Source organism: Azospirillum sp. A1-3 (genome assembly GCF_023806445.1).
Classification (GTDB): Bacteria; Pseudomonadota; Alphaproteobacteria; order Azospirillales; family Azospirillaceae; genus Azospirillum.
The window spans coordinates 994,139-1,011,912 of the sequence record NZ_JAMSLU010000001.1 but is presented as its reverse complement, the minus strand read 5'-3'; the positions used below and the strand labels follow the sequence as shown (position 1 = coordinate 1,011,912).

At 68.5% G+C, this 17,774-nt stretch carries 15 protein-coding genes; 5 read left to right on the top strand and 10 right to left on the bottom strand.

What is annotated here, in order from left to right; translation table 11 throughout:
* The first annotated feature begins 37 nt into the window (after positions 1-37).
* Positions 38-1,000, top strand: coding sequence for an adenosylcobinamide-phosphate synthase CbiB (gene cbiB / locus M5E06_RS04835; RefSeq protein WP_252137348.1), 963 nt, complete (start codon positions 38-40; stop codon positions 998-1,000).
* Between the two features lie 4 nt (positions 1,001-1,004).
* On the opposite strand, the gene M5E06_RS04830 is transcribed toward cbiB, so the two are convergent.
* Positions 1,005-1,598 carry a hypothetical protein gene (locus tag M5E06_RS04830; protein WP_252137347.1) on the bottom strand — a complete coding sequence of 198 codons (594 nt, stop codon included), beginning with the start codon at positions 1,596-1,598 and terminating at the stop codon, positions 1,005-1,007.
* 159 nt (positions 1,599-1,757) lie between these two features.
* Between M5E06_RS04830 and M5E06_RS04825 the strand changes: the two genes are divergently transcribed.
* The 3 genes from M5E06_RS04825 to M5E06_RS04815 all read left to right on the top strand — a co-directional run bounded on the left by M5E06_RS04825 (position 1,758) and on the right by M5E06_RS04815 (position 8,294).
* Positions 1,758-4,124 (top strand): hybrid sensor histidine kinase/response regulator, encoded by a 2,367-nt coding sequence (locus M5E06_RS04825; protein ID WP_252137346.1) that lies wholly within the window; start codon positions 1,758-1,760, stop codon positions 4,122-4,124.
* Between the two features lie 142 nt (positions 4,125-4,266).
* Entirely contained in the window at positions 4,267-7,083 is a 2,817-nt protein-coding gene (locus M5E06_RS04820; protein WP_252137345.1) for a penicillin acylase family protein, read from the top strand.
* Positions 7,080-8,294 carry a threonine ammonia-lyase gene (locus M5E06_RS04815; protein ID WP_252137344.1) on the top strand — a complete coding sequence of 405 codons (1,215 nt, stop codon included), beginning with the start codon at positions 7,080-7,082 and terminating at the stop codon, positions 8,292-8,294. Before M5E06_RS04820 ends, M5E06_RS04815 begins: the two co-directional genes overlap by 4 nt.
* A gap of 11 nt (positions 8,295-8,305) precedes the next feature.
* Here M5E06_RS04815 and M5E06_RS04810 read toward each other — a convergent pair whose 3' ends face one another.
* The 8 genes from M5E06_RS04810 to M5E06_RS04780 form a co-directional block, all read right to left on the bottom strand.
* Entirely contained in the window at positions 8,306-9,076 is a 771-nt protein-coding gene (locus M5E06_RS04810; protein ID WP_109074744.1) for an ABC transporter ATP-binding protein, read from the bottom strand.
* Complete coding sequence (locus M5E06_RS04805) at positions 9,064-9,834, bottom strand: ABC transporter permease (protein WP_413340217.1); 771 nt, start codon at positions 9,832-9,834, stop codon at positions 9,064-9,066. Before M5E06_RS04805 ends, M5E06_RS04810 begins: the two co-directional genes overlap by 13 nt.
* A gap of 12 nt (positions 9,835-9,846) precedes the next feature.
* Positions 9,847-10,875, bottom strand: coding sequence for an ABC transporter substrate-binding protein (locus tag M5E06_RS04800; RefSeq protein WP_252137343.1), 1,029 nt, complete (start codon positions 10,873-10,875; stop codon positions 9,847-9,849).
* Between the two features lie 183 nt (positions 10,876-11,058).
* The gene (locus tag M5E06_RS35460; RefSeq protein ID WP_256379244.1) at positions 11,059-11,187 is read right to left on the bottom strand and encodes a hypothetical protein; all 129 of its coding nucleotides are present in this window, start codon (positions 11,185-11,187) and stop codon (positions 11,059-11,061) included.
* 142 nt (positions 11,188-11,329) lie between these two features.
* A complete protein-coding gene (locus tag M5E06_RS04795; RefSeq protein ID WP_252137342.1) occupies positions 11,330-11,617 on the bottom strand; it encodes a DUF1330 domain-containing protein in 288 nt (95 codons plus the stop codon).
* Between the two features lie 99 nt (positions 11,618-11,716).
* Positions 11,717-13,111 (bottom strand): NAD(P)(+) transhydrogenase (Re/Si-specific) subunit beta, encoded by a 1,395-nt coding sequence (locus M5E06_RS04790; RefSeq protein WP_252137341.1) that lies wholly within the window; start codon positions 13,109-13,111, stop codon positions 11,717-11,719.
* Positions 13,112-13,115: 4 nt separating this feature from the next.
* Positions 13,116-13,535 (bottom strand): NAD(P) transhydrogenase subunit alpha part 2, encoded by a 420-nt coding sequence (locus M5E06_RS04785; protein WP_252137340.1) that lies wholly within the window; start codon positions 13,533-13,535, stop codon positions 13,116-13,118.
* Between the two features lie 26 nt (positions 13,536-13,561).
* The gene (locus tag M5E06_RS04780) at positions 13,562-14,710 is read right to left on the bottom strand and encodes a Re/Si-specific NAD(P)(+) transhydrogenase subunit alpha (protein ID WP_252137339.1); all 1,149 of its coding nucleotides are present in this window, start codon (positions 14,708-14,710) and stop codon (positions 13,562-13,564) included.
* Positions 14,711-15,095: 385 nt separating this feature from the next.
* Here M5E06_RS04780 and M5E06_RS04775 point away from each other — a divergent pair, with 385 nt between their 5' ends.
* Positions 15,096-15,344, top strand: a complete 249-nt coding sequence (locus M5E06_RS04775) for a DUF2312 domain-containing protein (protein WP_012973951.1) — start codon at positions 15,096-15,098, stop codon at positions 15,342-15,344.
* A gap of 51 nt (positions 15,345-15,395) precedes the next feature.
* Here M5E06_RS04775 and M5E06_RS04770 read toward each other — a convergent pair whose 3' ends face one another.
* Positions 15,396-17,642: an anthranilate synthase gene (locus tag M5E06_RS04770; protein WP_252137338.1), complete on the bottom strand. Its 2,247-nt coding sequence runs from the start codon at positions 17,640-17,642 to the stop codon at positions 15,396-15,398.
* Between the last annotated feature and the right edge of the window lie 132 nt (positions 17,643-17,774).

Here is a 17,774-nt window from a genome sequence, read left to right as displayed (position 1 = left end):
GCCAGCGCGCCGCCCCATTGCCTGGAACGTCCCGCCCGTGCCGCTGCATCCCTTCCTGCTCGCCACCGCACTCATCGTCGAAGCGCTGGCTGGCTATCCCGATCCACTCTACGCCCGCATCCGTCACCCGGTCGTGTGGATCGGAGCGCTTATCGCCCAGCTTGACCGTACGCTCAACCATGAGACCGATGGCTTCGGCCGTCGCAAGGCCTTCGGCGTGCTGGCGGTTGTGGTGCTTCTGCTGACGGTGGGCGGTGTCGCGGTGGCGGTGGCCTGGGTCTGCCGGCTGCTGCCGTTCGGCTGGCTTGTCGAGGCGGTGTTGGCCTCCACCCTGTTGGCCCAGCGCAGCCTGCACGACCATGTGGCGGCCGTTGCCAAGGGCTTCCGCACCGGTGGGCTGGAGGGTGCGCGCAAGGCGGTGTCGATGATCGTCGGCCGCAACCCGGCGACGCTCGACGAACCCGCCGTCGCCCGCGCCGCCATCGAAAGCCTCGCCGAGAATTTTTCCGACGGGGTGGTGGCGCCGGCCTTCTGGCTGCTGGTGGGCGGGCTGCCCGGTCTGGCGCTCTACAAGGCGGTCAACACCGCGGACAGCATGATCGGCCACCGCACCCCGCGCCACGAGGCCTTCGGCTGGGCGGCGGCGCGGCTGGACGATCTGGTCAACCTGCCGGGGTCGCGCCTGACCGCCCTTCTGCTGGTGGGAGCGGCCTGGATGACCGGCGGGGCAGACGCGCGGCAGGCTTGGGCGTCGGTCCGGCGGGACGCCCACCGCCACCGCTCCCCGAATGCCGGCTGGCCGGAAGCGGCGATGGCCGGCGCGCTCGACCTGCGGCTGGGCGGTCCACGGGTCTATGGCGCCACCCGGATCGAGGATGTCTGGCTCGGCCCCGGCCGCACCGCCGCCACCCCCGACGACATCGACCAGGCGCTGGTTCTCTATCGCCGCGCCTGCGCCCTGCTGATCGCCTCGGCGCTGGTGCTGGCGGCGCTGGGATAGACGGTCACCCCCGAGCCAACCGCCGCATCATCAGCGACAGCCGCCGGCCGACCCGGCGACCGACACGGCGGAGGCCGGACAGCAGGCGACGGGCGGCGCGGACGGGAGCGGTCTCCTTCAGCCAGGCGAGCCAAGCCGTCACCCGAACATAGCCCCAGGCGAACCAGCCGATGGTCAGCAGCTTCGGCTTGGCGGCATGGAACAGCCGCTCCACCAGCGTGATCTTGACCAGTTCCGCCCCGACGATCACGGCGGCGCCGGCCATCGGGCGGCCGGTGGCGAACAGCCATGCCCCGACCGGCTTTGCCGGCTCCAGCAACGCCAGGGGCACCAGGACGAGGATCAGCGACGGGTAAGGCCCCAGCCCGGCCACCCAGCGGCCGATCCGCCCGAACAGCGGCAGCCGGGCGATCCGGCGGACCACCGGCCGCACCACCCAGTAGGCCAGCGCATCCAGAAGAAAATATCCGACCGCGAACAAGGTCGCAACCGGACGCAGCAGCCGCGACAACAGCCGCCACGGCTGCTTCGGCCGAACCGGCGAGGCGGTATGCTTGTCTGCCCCTGGCGTGGGGCCGGGCGGGAGTTTGCTGTTCATTCGAAATATCCCGACGGACGTCCTAGGTCGCCTGTCTACCACCAAGGCGAGCCTTTCGTTTGCAGGAAGGGGCTGGCACCTTCACCAAAATTGTTCCTGTACACGCACAATCAGGTCTGCTCCTTCCCCGAACGTGGTCCCACAACAGCAAAGTCCACCGTGCCCGGCCATTACGACCCCCTCCTCGTCGCGTTGTCATACGTAATCGCCGTGTTCGGCGGTTATGTGGCGCTGGATCTCGCCCATCACAGCGGCAACGGCACGGCCAGCCCCTCCATTGCGCCGAACCGCCGCGACGGTTCCGAGCGCGACCCGGGCGATGGCCGCCGGCTGGCGAGTGCGGCGCTGGCGCTGGGGGCCGGGATATGGTCGATGCACTTCATCGGGATGCTCGCCTATCGCAGCGACATACCGATCAGCTACGACGCCGGGCTTACCGCATTGTCCTTCCTGCTGGCGGTCGCCGTTTCCGGGGCCGGCCTGTTCGCCGTCGCCCGCAACCGCCCCCGCCGTCACACCCTGCCGGTGGCGGGAACCCTGACGGGGCTGGGCATCGTCAGCATGCACTATGTAGGGATGGCGGGCATGCGCATGGACATGAAGCTGTCCTACGACGTCTTCCTGGTCGCCGTTTCGGTGGCCGTCGCCATCGCCGCCTCCACCGCGGCCTTGTGGCTGGCCTTCCGGACCCAGCGTCCGCTGCAGCGTGCCGCCGGCGCCGTTCTGCTGGGCCTGGGCGTGGTGACGATGCACTACACCGGCATGGCCGCGGCCGGAATGGAGCCGATAACCGAGGTGAGCACCGCGACGCTCGACGGCATGGGCGCTTACCATGCCATGCCGGCCCATGCGATGACCTCCTCCGGGCAGCGGATGGCGCTGTCCCCCTCCCTGCTGGCGATCATGACGGGGGTGGGCACGCTGCTGCTGCTTTCGCTGGCGATGCTGTCATCGCTGCTCGACCGCCGGCAGCAGGCGGAGCGGTCGGCGGAACAGGAGGCGCGCTATCGCGCCATCGTCGACACCGCGGTCGACCCAATCATCCTGATCGACGACGAGGGCACCGTCGAATCCTTCAACCATGCGGCGGAGAAGACCTTCGGCTACCGCGCCGACGAGGTGATCGGCCGCAACGTCAACATGCTGATGCCGGAGCCGTACCGCAGCGCCCACGACGGCTATCTCGACCGCTACCACCGGACCGGAGAGCGGCGGATCATCGGCATCGGCCGCGAGGTGACCGGCCAGCGCAAGGACGGCTCCACCTTCCCGCTCGACCTGTCGGTCGGCGAATGGCATGTCGGCAAACGCCGCATGTACACCGGCATCATGCGCGACATCACCGCGCGCAAGGCCGCCGAAGACGCGATCCTGCGTGCCCGCGACGAGGCGGAGGCGGCGAGGATCCAGGCGGTTCAAGCCCGCGACGACGCCCTGCGTGCCGATCGCGCCAAGACCAAGTTCCTCGCCGCCGCCAGCCACGATCTGCGCCAACCGCTGCAGTCGCTGTTCTTCTTCGCCCACGCGTTATCCGACAAACTGCAGGACCACCCCACGTCGCCGCTGCTGGCCAGCATGACCGATTCGCTGAACGGTCTCCGGGTGATGCTGGACAGCCTGCTGGACGTGTCGCGGCTGGATGCCGGGGTGGTGAAGCCCAGCGTCACCGATTTCGCGCTCGGGCCCCTGCTGGACCGGCTGGCCGAGGAATACCGCATCCGCGCCACCGAATCCGGGCTGACGCTGCGCCATGTCCCGACCTCCGCCTGGACCAGCAGCGACCCCGCCCTGCTGGAGCGCATCCTGCGCAACCTGATCGAGAACGCCATCCGCTACACCGAGCGCGGCCATATCCTGGTCGGCTGCCTGCACCGCGGCGGTACTCTGCGGCTGGCGGTGATCGACCAGGGCATCGGCATCCCCGCCGACAGGATACAGGACATCTTCCAGGAGTTCATCCAGCTCGCCAACCCAGAGCGCGACCGGCGCAAGGGTCTGGGGTTGGGGCTGGCAATCGTGCGGCGGCTGGCCGGGTTGCTGGACCATGGGGTCGTGGTGCGCTCCACCCCCGGCCGCGGCAGCGGCTTCTTCCTCGACCTGCCGGCGGCGGTGCCGCGCCCGGTCCCGAAGCCGGTGCGCATCCCGACCGAGTTGCCGGACGCCAAGGGGCTGATCGTGGTCGTCGACGACGACACCATCATCCTGCTCAGCATGCGGGCGATGCTGGAGGAATGGGGATACGAGGTGGTCGCCGCCGTGTCCGCCGACGAGGCGATCGCGTCGCTGCTGAATCTCGGCCGGCAACCGGCGATGATCGTCGCAGACTATCGCCTGCGCGAAGGCCGGACGGGGGTGGAGGCGATCCGCGATATCTACGGCGTCTGCGGCGTGCGCGTCCCCGCCGTGGTACTGACCGGCGACACCGACCCCGCCCGCATCGCCGAGGTGCAGCGCAGCGGCCACCGCCTGATCCACAAGCCGGTGTCGGCCCCGATGCTGCGCGAGATCCTGACCTCGGCCGCATAGGCGGGACGCGGCGGTAAAAAGCGCCCGACACCACCGAAGCAACCCTGGACGGGCCGGCGGCCGGGAGACTAGCATCCGCCACCCGAACGAGCCCCCCGGCGGCCCCCGCCCGTCGCCGCCCCATTCTCTCTCACGGATCGTGATGCTGCGCCGTTCCCTGATCCGCGCCGGCGAGACCTGCGCTTTCCATCTCCGCGCCGCCCTGGCGCGTGCGCTGTCCCGCCCCGCCCCTCCTGCCGCACCGCCCGCTGCACCTCCTTATGCCGGCCATCCGGCGCCCCCGCAGCAGCCACCGGTCCAGTACCCTGGTGCGCCCTATCCCGGCGCACCCTACCCGCAGGCTCCGCAGCAGCCGGTCTATCCGCCCGACGGCTACCCGCCCGGAAGCTATCCGCCCGGCCAGCCCTATCCCTATCCGCAGCAGCCGGCGCCGCCCTATGGCGTGCAGCAGCCGCAAGCGGTTCCTCCCTACGCCCCACCGCCGCAGTATCCCACCCAAACCCCGCCGTTCAACCGGCCGCCGGGACTCCCGCAATTCCGCCTGCCGCGCGGGCGCTGGGGCAAGGTGGCGGTCGTCGCGGGCGTGCTGGTTCTGCTGCCCCCGGTGACGCTGGTCGGCGCCTATTGGTGGATGCGGGCGCAACAGCCGCAGACCAGCGGCACCATCGCCATCCCCGGCAGCGGTGCTCCGGCGGAAATCGTCCGCGACCGCCAAGGCGTCGTCCATATCTTCGCGGCGACGGAGCGCGACGCCTACCGCGCGCTGGGCTATGCCCACGCCCAGGACCGGCTGTGGCAAATGGAGACGATGCGCCGTGCCGGCGCCGGCCGGTTGGCCGAGCTGATCGGCACCAAATACGGCGACTTCGCCCTGCGCAGCGACCGGCTGATGCGCACGCTGGGCGTCCGCCGCTCGGCCGAGGCGATGGAAGCCACCCTGTCGCCCGAAGCCCGAACCGCCTTCGAGTCCTATGCCGAGGGGGTGAACGCCTATCTCGCCACGCGGTCGGAGGCGCTGCCGGTCGAATTCCAGCTTCTGCGCCACACGCCGGAGCCCTGGACCGTCACCGACAGCCTGGTCTGGGCCAAGCTGATGGCGCTGCAGCTGTCCGCCAACTACCGCGACGAGCTGTTCCGCTCCCGCGTGCTGGAACGGCTGTCGCCGGTCCAGGTCGACGACCTGTTCCCGCCCGACGCCCCCGGCTCCCCCACCACGCTGACGACCGACCTGCGCGGCATGGATTTGCGGGAAACCGTGCGCCGCACCTTGGCGGCCCTGCCGCAGATGGGCTTCGATACCGCGTCCAACGAATGGGTCCTGACCGGCGCCCGCACCACCACCGGCAAGCCGATCCTCGCCAACGACCCGCATCTCGGGCTGGAGGCGTCGATCCTCTGGTATCTCGCCCGCATCGTGACGCCCGACTTCAGCGTCACCGGCGCCACCGTGCCGGGCGTGCCGTTGGCCATCCTCGGCCACAACGGCAAGGTCGCCTGGGGTTTCACCACCACCCATAGCGACACCCAGGACCTGTTCGTCGAGAAGCCCGACCCGCAGGATCCCGCCCGCTATCTGACCCCCGACGGCAGCCAGCCCTTCGAGACGCGCGCCGAGACCATTGCCATCGCCGGCGAGCCGTCGCAGACGCTGACCGTGCGCAGCACGCGGCATGGCCCGGTCCTCTCCGACCTGGACGCCGCGCCCGCCGGTGGAACCGCGCCCGGCCCGGTGCTGGCGCTGTCCTTCCCCGGACTTGCCGACGACGATACCAGTGCGGAGGCGCTCTACCGCCTGAACCACGCGGCATCGGCGGAAGCGGCGCGTGAAGCGATGCGCCTGCATGTCGCTCCGCAGCAGAACGTCGTCTATGCGGACGTGTCGGGCACGGTCGGCTTCATCTCCGCCGGCCGGGTGCCGATCCGCCGCAAGGGCGACGGCCGCGTGCCGGTTCCCGGTTGGACCGGCGAGTATGACTGGACCGGCTTCCTGCCCTATTACGCGCTGCCGCAGTCGGTGAACCCGCCGTCCGGGCAGTTCGTCAACGCCAACAACGCGGTGGTCGGGCGAGACTATCCCTATCGCCTCGCCACCGAATGGCCCGATCCGTCGCGCGCCAAGCGCATCGTCGAGATGCTGGGCACCGGGCGCTTTTCCGTCGAGGAGGTGGCCCAGCAGCAGATGGACATCCTCTCGCTTCCCGCCCGCGACTTCCTGCCCGAACTGCTGAAATATCCGGCCCCGCCCGGCCTCGCCAGCGATGCGGCGGCTCTTCTGCGCAATTGGGACGGTCGGATGGACCGCAACCGGCCGGAACCGCTGATCTTCACCGCCTGGATGCGCGAGCTGGTCCGTGCGGTGTTCGCCGACGAACTCGGTCCCGATTTCGCCTCCTACTGGGAGCTTCGTCCGGAGGCTTTGCGCCATGTGCTGAACGAGCGGCCGGAGTGGTGCGACGACGTCACCACGCCGCAGAAGGAAAGCTGCGCCGACGTGATCGGCCGGTCGCTGGAGGCGGCGGTGGCGATGCTGGCCGAGCGTCACGGCTCCAGCCCGAAAAGCTGGCGCTGGGGCGACGACCACAAGGCGGCGCTGGTCCATCGGATGCTGAGCCGCCTGCCGCTGATCGGCGGCACCGCCGACCTGTCGGTGGAGACCGACGGCGGCTTCTTCACCGTCAACCGCGGATCGACCAGCACCCGCGATCCCGCGAACCCCTTCCGCCATGTCCATGGCGCCGGGTTCCGCGCGGTCTATGATCTGGCCGATCTGGACAACTCCCGTTTCGTGATCGCCACCGGCCAGTCCGGCAACATCTGGTCCCGCCATTGGGGCGATCTGGTCGGGCTGTGGCGCGACGGCGGTTCGTTGCGTCTGGCCGGCGACCGTGGCACGCTGGTCTCGGCAGGGGCGGAGGTGCTGACACTCACACCACGCAACACCGGGACAAACAAGAAATGACCATCACTCTGGAGGACGTGCGCGCCGCGGCGGCGCGCATCGCGGGGCATCTGTCCCGAACGCCCACGGTTCCGGCGCCCCGCCTGGGGGACATGGCGGGCTGCCGGCTGCACGTGAAGCTGGAGAGCCAGCACGCCACCAGTTCCTTCAAGGAGCGGGGCGCGCTGAACAAGCTGCTGTCGCTGGGCGAGGCGGAGCGCCAAGCCGGCGTCATCGCCATGTCCGCCGGCAACCATGCCCAGGCGGTGGCCTGCCACGCCACGCGGCTCGGCATCCGCTCCACCATCGTCATGCCGGCCTTCACCCCCTTCACCAAGGTGGAGCGGACGGAGAATCTGGGCGCCACCGTCGAACTGCATGGCGAGACGCTGAGCGAGGCCGCCGCCTTCGCCAATGATCTGGCGGCGCGCGACGGGCTGACCTTCGTCCATCCCTACGACGACCCGCTGGTCGCCGCCGGCCAGGGCACCACCGCGCTTGAACTGCTGGAGGACGTGCCGGACCTCGACGTTCTGGTGATTCCCATCGGCGGCGGCGGGCTGATCGCCGGCATGGCGACGGCGGCCAAGGCTCTACGGCCGGATCTGGAGATCGTCGGCGTGCAGTGCAGCCTCTACCCCGCCGTGCGTCAGGCGCTGGCCGGACAGCCGATCACCTGCGGCGGCGCCACGGTGGCCGAAGGCATCGCTGTGAAGGCGCCCGGCGCCCTGACCTTGCCGATCATCCGCGCGCTGGTCGACGATGTGGTGGAGGTGGGCGAGGCCCGGCTGGAGGAAGCGGTCTACCGCCTCGCGACAATGCAGAAGCTGGTCGCCGAAGGGGCCGGCGCCGCCGCGCTCGCCGCCATTCTGGAGGAGCCCGAGCGCTACCGCGGCCGCAAGGTCGGCATGGTGCTGTCAGGCGGCAACATCGATTCTCGCATCATGGCGCAGGTGCTGATGCGTGGTCTGGTCTATGAGGGGCGGATCGTCCGCCTGCGCATCGGCATCACCGACGCCCCGGGTGCGCTGGCCCGCGTCACCCGCCTGCTGGGCGAGGCCGGGGCCAACATCGTCGAGGTGCACCACCAGCGCCTGTTCCACAATGTGCCGGTGAAGATGGCCGAGGTGGACGTGGTGCTGGAAACCCGCAACCAGACCCATGTCGATGCGCTGATTGCACGGATGAAGGAAGCGGGCTATCCGACCAGCCTGATGGTGGAGGTGGGGTAGGACCCCACCCCTCAGATGCTGTAATTGTCCGCGATCTCGGAGCGCAGCTGTTCCACCTGATCGCGGAACACCGAGCCGTCCCGGCCGGCGCTGTTGCGCACGTCGCGCACCACGCGGGCCGGGGTGCCGCCCAGCACGATGATGCGATCGGCCAGATGCACCGCCTCTTCCAGATCGTGGGTCACGAACAGCACGGTCTTGCCGGTCTCCTGATGAATACGGCGAAGCTCGTCCTGCAGATTGTGGCGGGTGATGGCGTCGAGCGCGCCGAACGGCTCGTCCATCAGCAGGATGTCCGGGTCCACCGCCATGGCGCGGGCGATGCCGATGCGCTGGCGCTGGCCGCCCGACAGCTCGTAGGGCCAGCGGCGGGCATAGCCGTCGAGCCGCACCAGCTTCAACGCGGCCTCCGCGCGCCGGCGGCGCTCGTCGCGGCTGACCGGCAGCCCCTCCAGCCCGAACTCCACATTGCGGATCACCCGGCGCCAGGGCAACAGGCGGGAGTCCTGGAACACCAGCCCGACCGGGCGATGGCCGGGCCGCTGGTCCTGGTGGATGGTGACGCCGCCGCTGCGCGCGGTGTGCAGCCCGGCGACGACGCGCAGCAGCGTGGACTTGCCGACGCCGGACGGACCGACGATGGCGACGAAGCTGCCGCGCTCGACCGACAGGTTGACGTCAACCAGCACAGGCGGCGCGTCCTTGCCATAGCCGATGGACACGTCCTCGAGGTCGATGACCGATCCGGCGGTGGACGTCTTGGAAAGGGTCACCGCTGCCATGAGAGCACCCGCGACTGAACTTGCATGAACAGGAAATCCGACACGCCGTAGAGCAGCGCGATGGTGACCATGTAGAGCACGACGATGTGCGTGGCCAGCAGGCCGGACGCCTCCATCATCCGCATGCCGAGGCCGGAGATGCCGAACAGCTCGGCCGCGACCACCGTCATCCAGCCCTGCCCCAGCCCGGCGCGCATGCCCGACAGGATGCCCGGCAGGGCGCCCGGCAGGATGATCTTGAACAGGCGCGGGATCAGCCCGCCCTGCCCGAAGGCATGGCCAAGCTCGATCAGGTCCTTGTCCACCCCGCGCACGGCCGCGTAGCTGGCGTAATAGTTGATCCAGAACACCGTCAGCGAGATCAGGAAGGACGCCGCCCCTTCGCTGACGCCGAACCAGATGATGGCGAAGGGGATCCAGGCGATGGCCGGGATCGGGCGCAGCATGCGCACGACCCAGGCCTGGAAGGCGTCCCACTTGCCCCACAACGCCGCCGCCGTGCCGAACGACACGCCGAGGAAGGTGCCCAGCGACAGCCCGACCAAATAGTGCGACAGGCTGGCCAGCACCATCTCCTGCCAAGTGCCGCTTTTGAACTCGGTCAGGAAGGCGGCGGGCACCGCGCTTGGCGACGGCAGCAGCCGGGCCGGCACGACTCCGCTGCGCGCCACCGCTTCCCACGCAAGCAGGAAGACGAGGACGCCCAGCGCCGAAAGGGCGACTTTCTGATAGGACTTCATCGGCTTGTCGGTCTGCATCGGTCGGCCGGCTTACTTGGCGGCGGCGTCGTAGAAGCTGAAATCAAAGGCCTCGGCCACCGGAACCGTCTCGCTGGCCGAGCCGATCTCCTTGGTGTAGGCCATCATCTGTTCGACCGCCGGGACGACCTTGTGCGGGTCGGCGAGGAAGTTGGACCCCGGCCCCTTGAAGGCGGCCTCCAGCGTCGCCGGCTCCAGCAGGCCCTTACCGAGATAGTTGTTCACCACCTTCGCCGAGGTGGCCGGATCCTTGGCGATCATGTCGACGGCGCGGATGTGGGCCTTCAGCAGGGCCTTGATGGCGTCGGGATGCGCCTTCAGCACCTCCGCGCGGGCGGAGACCACAGTGCCGGGCTGGTTCGGAAACATCTGGGCGCCGGTGGCGAGCAGCGCCACGTTCGGATCCATCTGCCGGGTGACGGTCACCGTCGGCTCGCGGATGGTGGCGGCGTCGAGCGCGCCGGCCAGCAGGGCCTGCTGCGTCTTCTCGATGCCCATCGGCACCAGTTCGACGTCGGCGGGATCGACCTTCACCACCTTGAACAGCCAGTACTTCAGCACGGTGTCGGGAACGGAACCCGGCGGCTGGGTGCCGAACTTCGGCTTGCGGCCGGTATCGGCGGCGAACTTCTTGAAGGACTCCGCGGTCGGGTTGGCGCCCAACGCCTTGGCGAAGGGACCGCGCGCGGCGACCACCATCTCCTCCACCGCCGAATTGGCGATGACCGAGATGTCGGCGCCCTTGGTGCGGGCGACCAGCACCGGGGCGACGCCGGCATAAAGCAGGTCGATCTTGCCGGCGGCCATCGCCTGGATGGCGTGCGGGCCGGATTCGAAGCGGGTCAGCTTCAGTTCGATCCCCGCATCCTTGGCCCAGCCCTGCCCATCGACGATGAACAGCGGCGACGCCGCCAGGATCGGAATGTAGCCGATTTCCAGCTTCACCGGATCGGCGGCCCGCGCAGTGCCAGGCAAGACGGCGGCGGCCGTTCCAAGGGCAACGAGGGCGGCAAGGGTGAAGCGGCGGGTCGTGCGGAGCATCGGATCGTCCTCGACTGGGGTTCCGAGGCTATTTAGCACGATTGCGCGGATGGAGAAGAGCGATTTCCACATAATTGGAAAAGGGAATTCAATATCACACAAAAATATTTTGTTATTATTGCGTCGGTATCCTCCGAAAAGCCGCAGAAATCGTGGGTTTGGCGCGGCTTGGGCGGTACGGCCTCAACTCTCCGTCAGCAGGTAGAGCGACACGCCGCAGAGCGATACCCCCACCAACAGGATCGCAACCGCGATGCGAGTCCAGAGCGTGAGGTGCGAATCGAACGGTTCGCAGAGGTCGTCATCGTCCATGGCCCGGCTTCCGTCACTGTGGGGGGGACGGCGGGGATAAGCCGCCGTCTCTCGGTGACGGTAAGCGATAGCGGCGCCGTGTTGCTGCGGTGTGTCCCACGGACGGTGTTGTGTAACCGACGGTAACGGCGCCGGCCGTTCGTTACAGACCCTCGACCACGATCATCTTGAAATCAGCGGCATCGCGACGCACCTCGCGGGCCTTGCGGTACTCCGGGCTGTCGTAGAAGGCCTTGGCCGCCGCCACATCCGGGAATTCCAGGACGACGATCCGGTTGGGCTGCCAGTCGCCTTCCAGCACCGCAGTCTCGCCGCCGCGACTGATGAAGCGTCCACCGTTCTTGGCGATCGCGTCGGGGGTCAGCGACTTGTAGACCTCATAGGCGACGGGGTCGGTCACGCGCACGTCGGCAATGATGTAGGCGGTCATGGTCTCGGCATCCTCTCTTGTCGTTTTTCGGCCCAAAAGAAACGGGCGCGGAAAGCCTTGCTTCCCGCGCCCGTTCCGGTCAACTGCAATGGATGCCGGTCAGGCTTCCATCGCCTTCACGACCTCTTCGGTGACCTTCTTGGCGTCGCCGAACAGCATCATGGTGTTGGGGCGGAAGAACAGCTCGTTCTCGACACCGGCGTAGCCGGCGGCCATGCCGCGCTTGATGAAGAACACCGTCTTGGCCTTCTCCACATCCAGGATCGGCATGCCGTAGATCGGCGAGGTCGGATCGGTCTTGGCGGCCGGGTTGGTCACGTCGTTGGCGCCGATGACGAAGGCCACATCCGCCGTGCCGAAGTCACGGTTGATGTCCTCCAGCTCGAACACCTCGTCGTAGGGCACGTTGGCCTCAGCCAGCAGCACGTTCATGTGACCGGGCATGCGGCCCGCCACCGGATGGATGGCGTACTTCACATCCACGCCCTCATGCTTCAGCACGTCGGCCATTTCACGCAGGGCGTGCTGGGCCTGAGCGACGGCCATGCCATAGCCGGGAACGATGATGACCGACTGGGCGTTCTTCATGATGTAGGCGGCATCCTCGGCCGAGCCGGCCTTGACGCTGCCCTGCGGACCCTTGGCCGGACCGCCCGCCGCAGCACTCTCGCCGCCGAAGCCGCCGAGGATGACGTTGAAGATCGAGCGGTTCATGCCCTTGCACATGATGTAGGACAGGATCGCGCCCGAGGAGCCCACCAGCGCACCGGTGATGATCAGCAGGTTGTTCTGCAGGGTGAAGCCGATGCCGCAGGCCGCCCAGCCGGAGTAGCTGTTCAGCATCGAGATGACGACCGGCATGTCGGCGCCGCCGATCGGCAGGATCAGCAGGAAGCCCAGCGCCAGCGCCACCAGGATGATCAGCCACATGGCGGCGGACGAGTTCGACTGCACCAGCCAGATGATCAGGATGACGGTCAGCACGCCCAGCGCCGCGTTCAGCGGGTGCTGCATCGGGAAGACCAGCGGCTTGCCGGTGACCAGACCCTGCAACTTGGCGAAGGCAACCAGCGAGCCGGTGAAGGTGATCGCACCGATGGCGGTGCCGAGCGCCATTTCGATCAGCGAACCCTTGGCGATGGCGCCGGGCAGGCCGATGCCATAGGCCGCCGGTGAGTAGAAGGCGGCGAGCGCCACGAAGACGGCGGCCAGACCGACCAGCGAGTGGAAGGCGGCGACCAGCTGCGGCAGCGCCGTCATCTCGATCTTCTTGGCGACGACGTAGCCGATGGCGCCGCCGATGGCGATCCCGAGCACGATCATCCAATAGGACTGGACGATGGGCGAGGCCAGCGTGGTCAGGATGGCGATGGTCATGCCGACCATGCCGTAGATGTTGCCCTGGCGCGAGGTCTCCGGGCTCGACAGCCCGCGCAGCGCCATGATGAAGCAGATGGAGGCGACGAGATAGAGAAGGGCCGACAAGGTTTCCATGGTCTTACTTGCCCTTCTTCTTGAACATGGAGAGCATGCGCTGGGTCACGAGGAAGCCGCCGAAGATGTTGACGGACGCCAGGATGACGGCGAGGAAGCCCAGGACCTTGGAGAAGTCCAAGCCGGCGGGTCCGGCGGCGATCAGGGCGCCGACGATGATGACCGACGACACGGCGTTGGTGACCGCCATCAGCGGCGAGTGCAGGGCCGGGGTGACGCGCCAGACGACGTAATAGCCGACGAAGCAGGCCAGCACGAGCACGGTCAGGCCGGTGACGAAGAAGCTGCCATGGCCGCCGACGGCCTCGGTAACGGGCTGCGCGGTGTGCGCGGCCTGGGCGGCCAGCAGGTCGGCCTGCTGGCTCAGCGCCGCGAGGTTCGCCTTCAGCTCGGCAATACGGGCGGACAGTTGGGTCTGATCCATTGCGGTAAGTCTCCTCAGGCGCCCGGTCAGCCGGCGAAGGCGGGGTGGACGACGGCGCCGTCGCGGGTCAGCGCGATGGCCTTGACGATCTCGTCGTCCCAGTTGACGGCCACGCCGGTGTCCTTGCCGTGCAGCGACGTCAGCAGCGCCAGCAGATTCTTGGCGTAGAGCAGCGAGGCGCTCTCGGCGATGCGGCTGGCGTAGTTGGCATGGCCGACGATCTTCACGCCGTTGGCCGTGGTCACCACCTCACCCAGCTTGGCGCCCTCGACGTTGCCGCCCTGCTCCACCGCCAGATCGATGATCACCGACCCCGGCTTCATCGATGCCACATGCTCCGCCGTCACCAGGATCGGCGCCTTGCGGCCGGGGATCAGCGCGGTGGTGATGACGAGGTCCTGCTTCTTGATGTGCTCGGCGACCAGAGCGGCCTGCTGGCGCTTGTAGTCGTCGGACATCTCCTTGGCGTATCCGCCGGCGGTCTCCGCCTGCTTGAACTCGTCATTCTCGACGGCGACGAAGCTGCCGCCCAGCGACTGCACCTGCTCCTTCACCGCCGGGCGCACGTCGGTCGCCGAGACGATGGCGCCGAGCCGCTTGGCGGTGGCGATGGCCTGCAGGCCGGCGACGCCGACGCCCATGATGAAGGCGCGCGCCGGCGGAACGGTGCCGGCGGCAGTCATCATCATCGGGAAGGCGCGGCCATACTCGCTGGCGGCATCGACGACGGCCTTGTAGCCGGCGAGGTTGGCCTGGGAGGACAGCACGTCCATGACCTGGGCGCGGGTGATGCGCGGCATGAACTCCATGGCGAAGGCGTTCACGCCGGCATCGGCGTAGGCTTTCACATGGTCGCGGCTGTTGTGGGGATTGAGGATGGCGAACAGCAGCGCACCCTTGCGGATCAGCGACAGTTCGTCCACATCCCCTTCGCCGGCGATCAGCGGCCGCTGCACCTTCAGCACGATGTCGGCATCGGCCAGTGCCGACGCCTCGTCGGCGGCGATGGACGCCCCCGCCGCCTCATAGGCCGCGTCGGTGATGCTGGAACCGAGACCGGCCCCGCTCTCCACCACCACGTCCAGTCCCAAACCCTTCAGTTTCTTCACCGTTTCCGGTGAGGCGGCCACGCGAAGTTCGCCCGCACGTCGCTCCTTTGGAATGGCGACTTTCATTAGATAAAACTCCCCTGCCTCAGATACGCCGATCCCGGCATCCCCCATGGATCATCGGCCCAGACGACGTGCATACATGCCGTATCCATGTGCCTTTGTGAAGCCGAACCCACCGATGGTAATACCAGCCTATTGGGTGCGCCGCAACAAAGGGAATGGCTGCTTAAGCCCATCGTACGATTGTTTCATACATTAAGACAAATCAGCCATGAGCTGTTCAAACTCCGGCGACGGTGACGCTTGTACGAAGGAATGGTCGCGACGCGATGACGCAGCCGGACCTCTGCCGTGCGTGTCCGCGGCGCATCGCCGGCTTGCCATTCCCCCCGCCCGCCGATATTGTCCCGCCCCGTTCCCGAACACCCCCATCGTTTGAGGTTTTGCCATGTCCGACGTCGGCGGCATCGCGGCGGATCGCCTGAAGTCCTTTGTCGAACGCATCGAGCGTCTCGAAGAGGAAAAGCGCGGTCTGCAGGAAGACATCAAGGAAGTCTATGCCGAGGCGAAGGGCACCGGTTTCGACACCAAGATCATCCGGCAGATCATCCGCCTGCGGAAGATGGACAAGGCCGACCGCCAGGAGCAGGAAGCCATCCTGGAACTCTACAAGGAAGCGCTGGGCATGGTGGAGTGACGGGTTTCCCCGTCACTCTTCCTCCATCGAAGTCACGAAGCGGCGGCCTCTTCAGGCCGCCGCTTCGCGTTCGGGCACCGCGCTGACGCGCCCGGCCAGCCGTTCCATCACGTTGGCGATCAGCGCCAGCCCGGCCCCACCATCGGCGGCGCCGTCAAGAGTCAGAATCGATTCGGGATGGAACTGCACCGCGGCCAGCGGCAGCGTCCGGTGCTCGATCGCCATCACCGTGCCGTCCTCCGTCTCCGCGGTTACCCGCAGGTCCGGCGGCAGGCTGTCGCGCCGCGCCACCAGCGAATGGTAGCGCCCCGCCCGCATCCCCTGCGGCAGCCCCTCGAACAACCCGATAGGCAGCCCACCACCCTGGTGACGCAGGGGCGAGGCCTTGCCATGCATCGGCTCCGGCAGGCGCTCCAGTTCCGCACCGAAATGCTCGGCCATCCCCTGCAGTCCCAGGCAAACGCCGAACACCGGCACGCCGAGGTCGAGCGCCGCCTGCACGCTGCCGCCGACATCGAAATCGGCCGGCCGCCCCGGTCCCGGCGACAGAACCAGCAGGTCGGGCGGGTCGCTGCGCACGGCCGCCCGCGCGTGGACATGGCGCAGGGTGGTGACGCTGGCGCCAGTCTGACGGAAATAGTCGGCCAGCGTGTGGACGAAGCTGTCGTCATGATCGACCAGCAGCACCCGCCTGCCCTCCCCGCTCCGCCTCACCCCGGCCTGGACCACCGACAGCCGCGGCCCAGCGCCCTCGCCACGCACCGCGTCGAGGAAGGCTGACGCCTTCAGCCGGCATTCGGCATCCTCCGCATCCGGATCGCTGTCTGACAGCAGCGTGGCGCCGGCGCGGACGAAGGCGATGCCGTCCTTCATGCGGATGGTGCGCAGGGTCAGCCCGGTGTCCATCCCGCCGTCGAAGCCGATGCGGCCGAAGGCTCCGCCATACCAGCGGCGCGGCGACCGTTCGGTATCCTCCAGGAACTGCATGGCCCAGCGCTTCGGCGCGCCGGTCACCGTCACCGCCCAGCTGTGGGTGAGGAAGGCGTCCAACGCGTCGAAGCCATCGCGCAGCCGCCCTTCCACATGATCGACGGTGTGGATCAGCCGCGAATACAGCTCGATCATCCGCCGGCCGATGACGCGGACGGAACCGGGCTCGCACACCCGCGCCTTGTCGTTGCGGTCGACATCGGTGCACATGGTCAGCTCCGCCGCATCCTTGGCGGAGTTCAGCAGCGTCAGGATCTGCGATGCGTCGCCCATCGCGTTACCCCCGCGCGCCACGGTGCCGGAGATCGGGCAGGTCTCGACCCGCCGACTGCCGACGCGCACATACATTTCCGGGCTGGCAGCGACCAGGAACTCGCCGTCACCCAGATTGATGAGCGCCTCGTAGGGGGCCGGGTTGGCCGTGCGCAGGCGGCGGAAGATGGTGGCCGGGCTTTCGGCGCAGGGCTCGGCAAAGGTCTGGCCGGGCACCACCTCGAACAGGTCACCGCGGTTGAACGCCTCCTTCGCCGCCCGCACCACCTGCTGGTACTCGCCCGGGGCATGGTCGCACTCCGCGGCGGCGTTGGTGTCGGGGCGGTAGGCGTGAGCCCGTCCGCCGCCGGCGATGTCTTCCGTCGAGACGCCATCCACCACGAACTCGTAAGCGAAGCGCCGCGCCACCCCGGCGGCGTGATCGACCACCAGCAGCCGGTCGGGCAGATACAGCACGAGATCGCGCTGGTCGTCCGGCCGCTCCAGCCGGCGCCGGATCGCCTCGAACTGGAAGGCGAGGTCATATCCGAAGGCGCCATAGAGCCCCAGGAACGGCTCCTCCGGGCAGGCGAACAACGCCATCAGCGCCCGCAGCACGCTGAAGACGGAGGGCTGGCGGCTGCGCTCCTCCTCGGCGAAGACGCCCGCCGGGCGGCGCACCAGGGCGGTGACACGCCCGGCGGTGACCTCCAGACCGACCAGCGCCTCGTGCCCGTCCAGCGCGCGGGCCACGGCAGGCAGCAGCAGCCGGCCGCGCGGGTTCAGCGCGTCGATGCGCACCGTGCGCCCGCGCGCGGTCACCGACAGCGGCGGATCGACGAAACCCAGTGCCTGACGCCGGTAGCGGCCGGGTGCCTCCACCCCGCCGGACAGCAGCAGGCCGCGCCGTTCGTCGAGCGCGGTGACGTGCGCATCGACCGACTCGGCAATCGCCACCGGCTCGGCGGTGCGGCGCAGACCAAGACCACCGCCGGTCACGGCAGCGACGGGTTCGAGGAAGACGGGGTCGGCGAGGAACAGGTGGGACGGGATCATGACGGCGGTGCTCCGGTTCGGGCGTCTTGTCGGTGACGCCGCCCGGTGCTTCCGCCTGCCTGTCCGTTCTTCCGCTGGATGACCCGCTGTGTCGGGTCAGGAAAAAGGCCGCTCCGGATGCACCGGGCGGCC

Bases quoted from the DNA above. Each gene is read 5' to 3' on its own strand.
- M5E06_RS04785 (WP_252137340.1), bottom strand. From the start codon at position 13,535: ATGGATCAGACCCAACTGTCCGCCCGTATTGCCGAGCTGAAGGCGAAC.
- M5E06_RS04795 (WP_252137342.1), bottom strand. From the start codon at position 11,617: ATGACCGCCTACATCATTGCCGACGTGCGCGTGACCGACCCCGTCGCC.
- M5E06_RS35460 (WP_256379244.1), bottom strand. From the start codon at position 11,187: ATGGACGATGACGACCTCTGCGAACCGTTCGATTCGCACCTCACGCTC.
- M5E06_RS04775 (WP_012973951.1), top strand. From the start codon at position 15,096: ATGTCCGACGTCGGCGGCATCGCGGCGGATCGCCTGAAGTCCTTTGTC.
- M5E06_RS04805 (WP_413340217.1), bottom strand. From the start codon at position 9,834: ATGCAGACCGACAAGCCGATGAAGTCCTATCAGAAAGTCGCCCTTTCG.
- M5E06_RS04800 (WP_252137343.1), bottom strand. From the start codon at position 10,875: ATGCTCCGCACGACCCGCCGCTTCACCCTTGCCGCCCTCGTTGCCCTT.
- M5E06_RS04770 (WP_252137338.1), bottom strand. From the start codon at position 17,642: ATGATCCCGTCCCACCTGTTCCTCGCCGACCCCGTCTTCCTCGAACCC.
- M5E06_RS04820 (WP_252137345.1), top strand. From the start codon at position 4,267: ATGCTGCGCCGTTCCCTGATCCGCGCCGGCGAGACCTGCGCTTTCCAT.
- M5E06_RS04810 (WP_109074744.1), bottom strand. From the start codon at position 9,076: ATGGCAGCGGTGACCCTTTCCAAGACGTCCACCGCCGGATCGGTCATC.
- M5E06_RS04790 (WP_252137341.1), bottom strand. From the start codon at position 13,111: ATGGAAACCTTGTCGGCCCTTCTCTATCTCGTCGCCTCCATCTGCTTC.
- M5E06_RS04780 (WP_252137339.1), bottom strand. From the start codon at position 14,710: ATGAAAGTCGCCATTCCAAAGGAGCGACGTGCGGGCGAACTTCGCGTG.
- M5E06_RS04815 (WP_252137344.1), top strand. From the start codon at position 7,080: ATGACCATCACTCTGGAGGACGTGCGCGCCGCGGCGGCGCGCATCGCG.
- M5E06_RS04830 (WP_252137347.1), bottom strand. From the start codon at position 1,598: ATGAACAGCAAACTCCCGCCCGGCCCCACGCCAGGGGCAGACAAGCAT.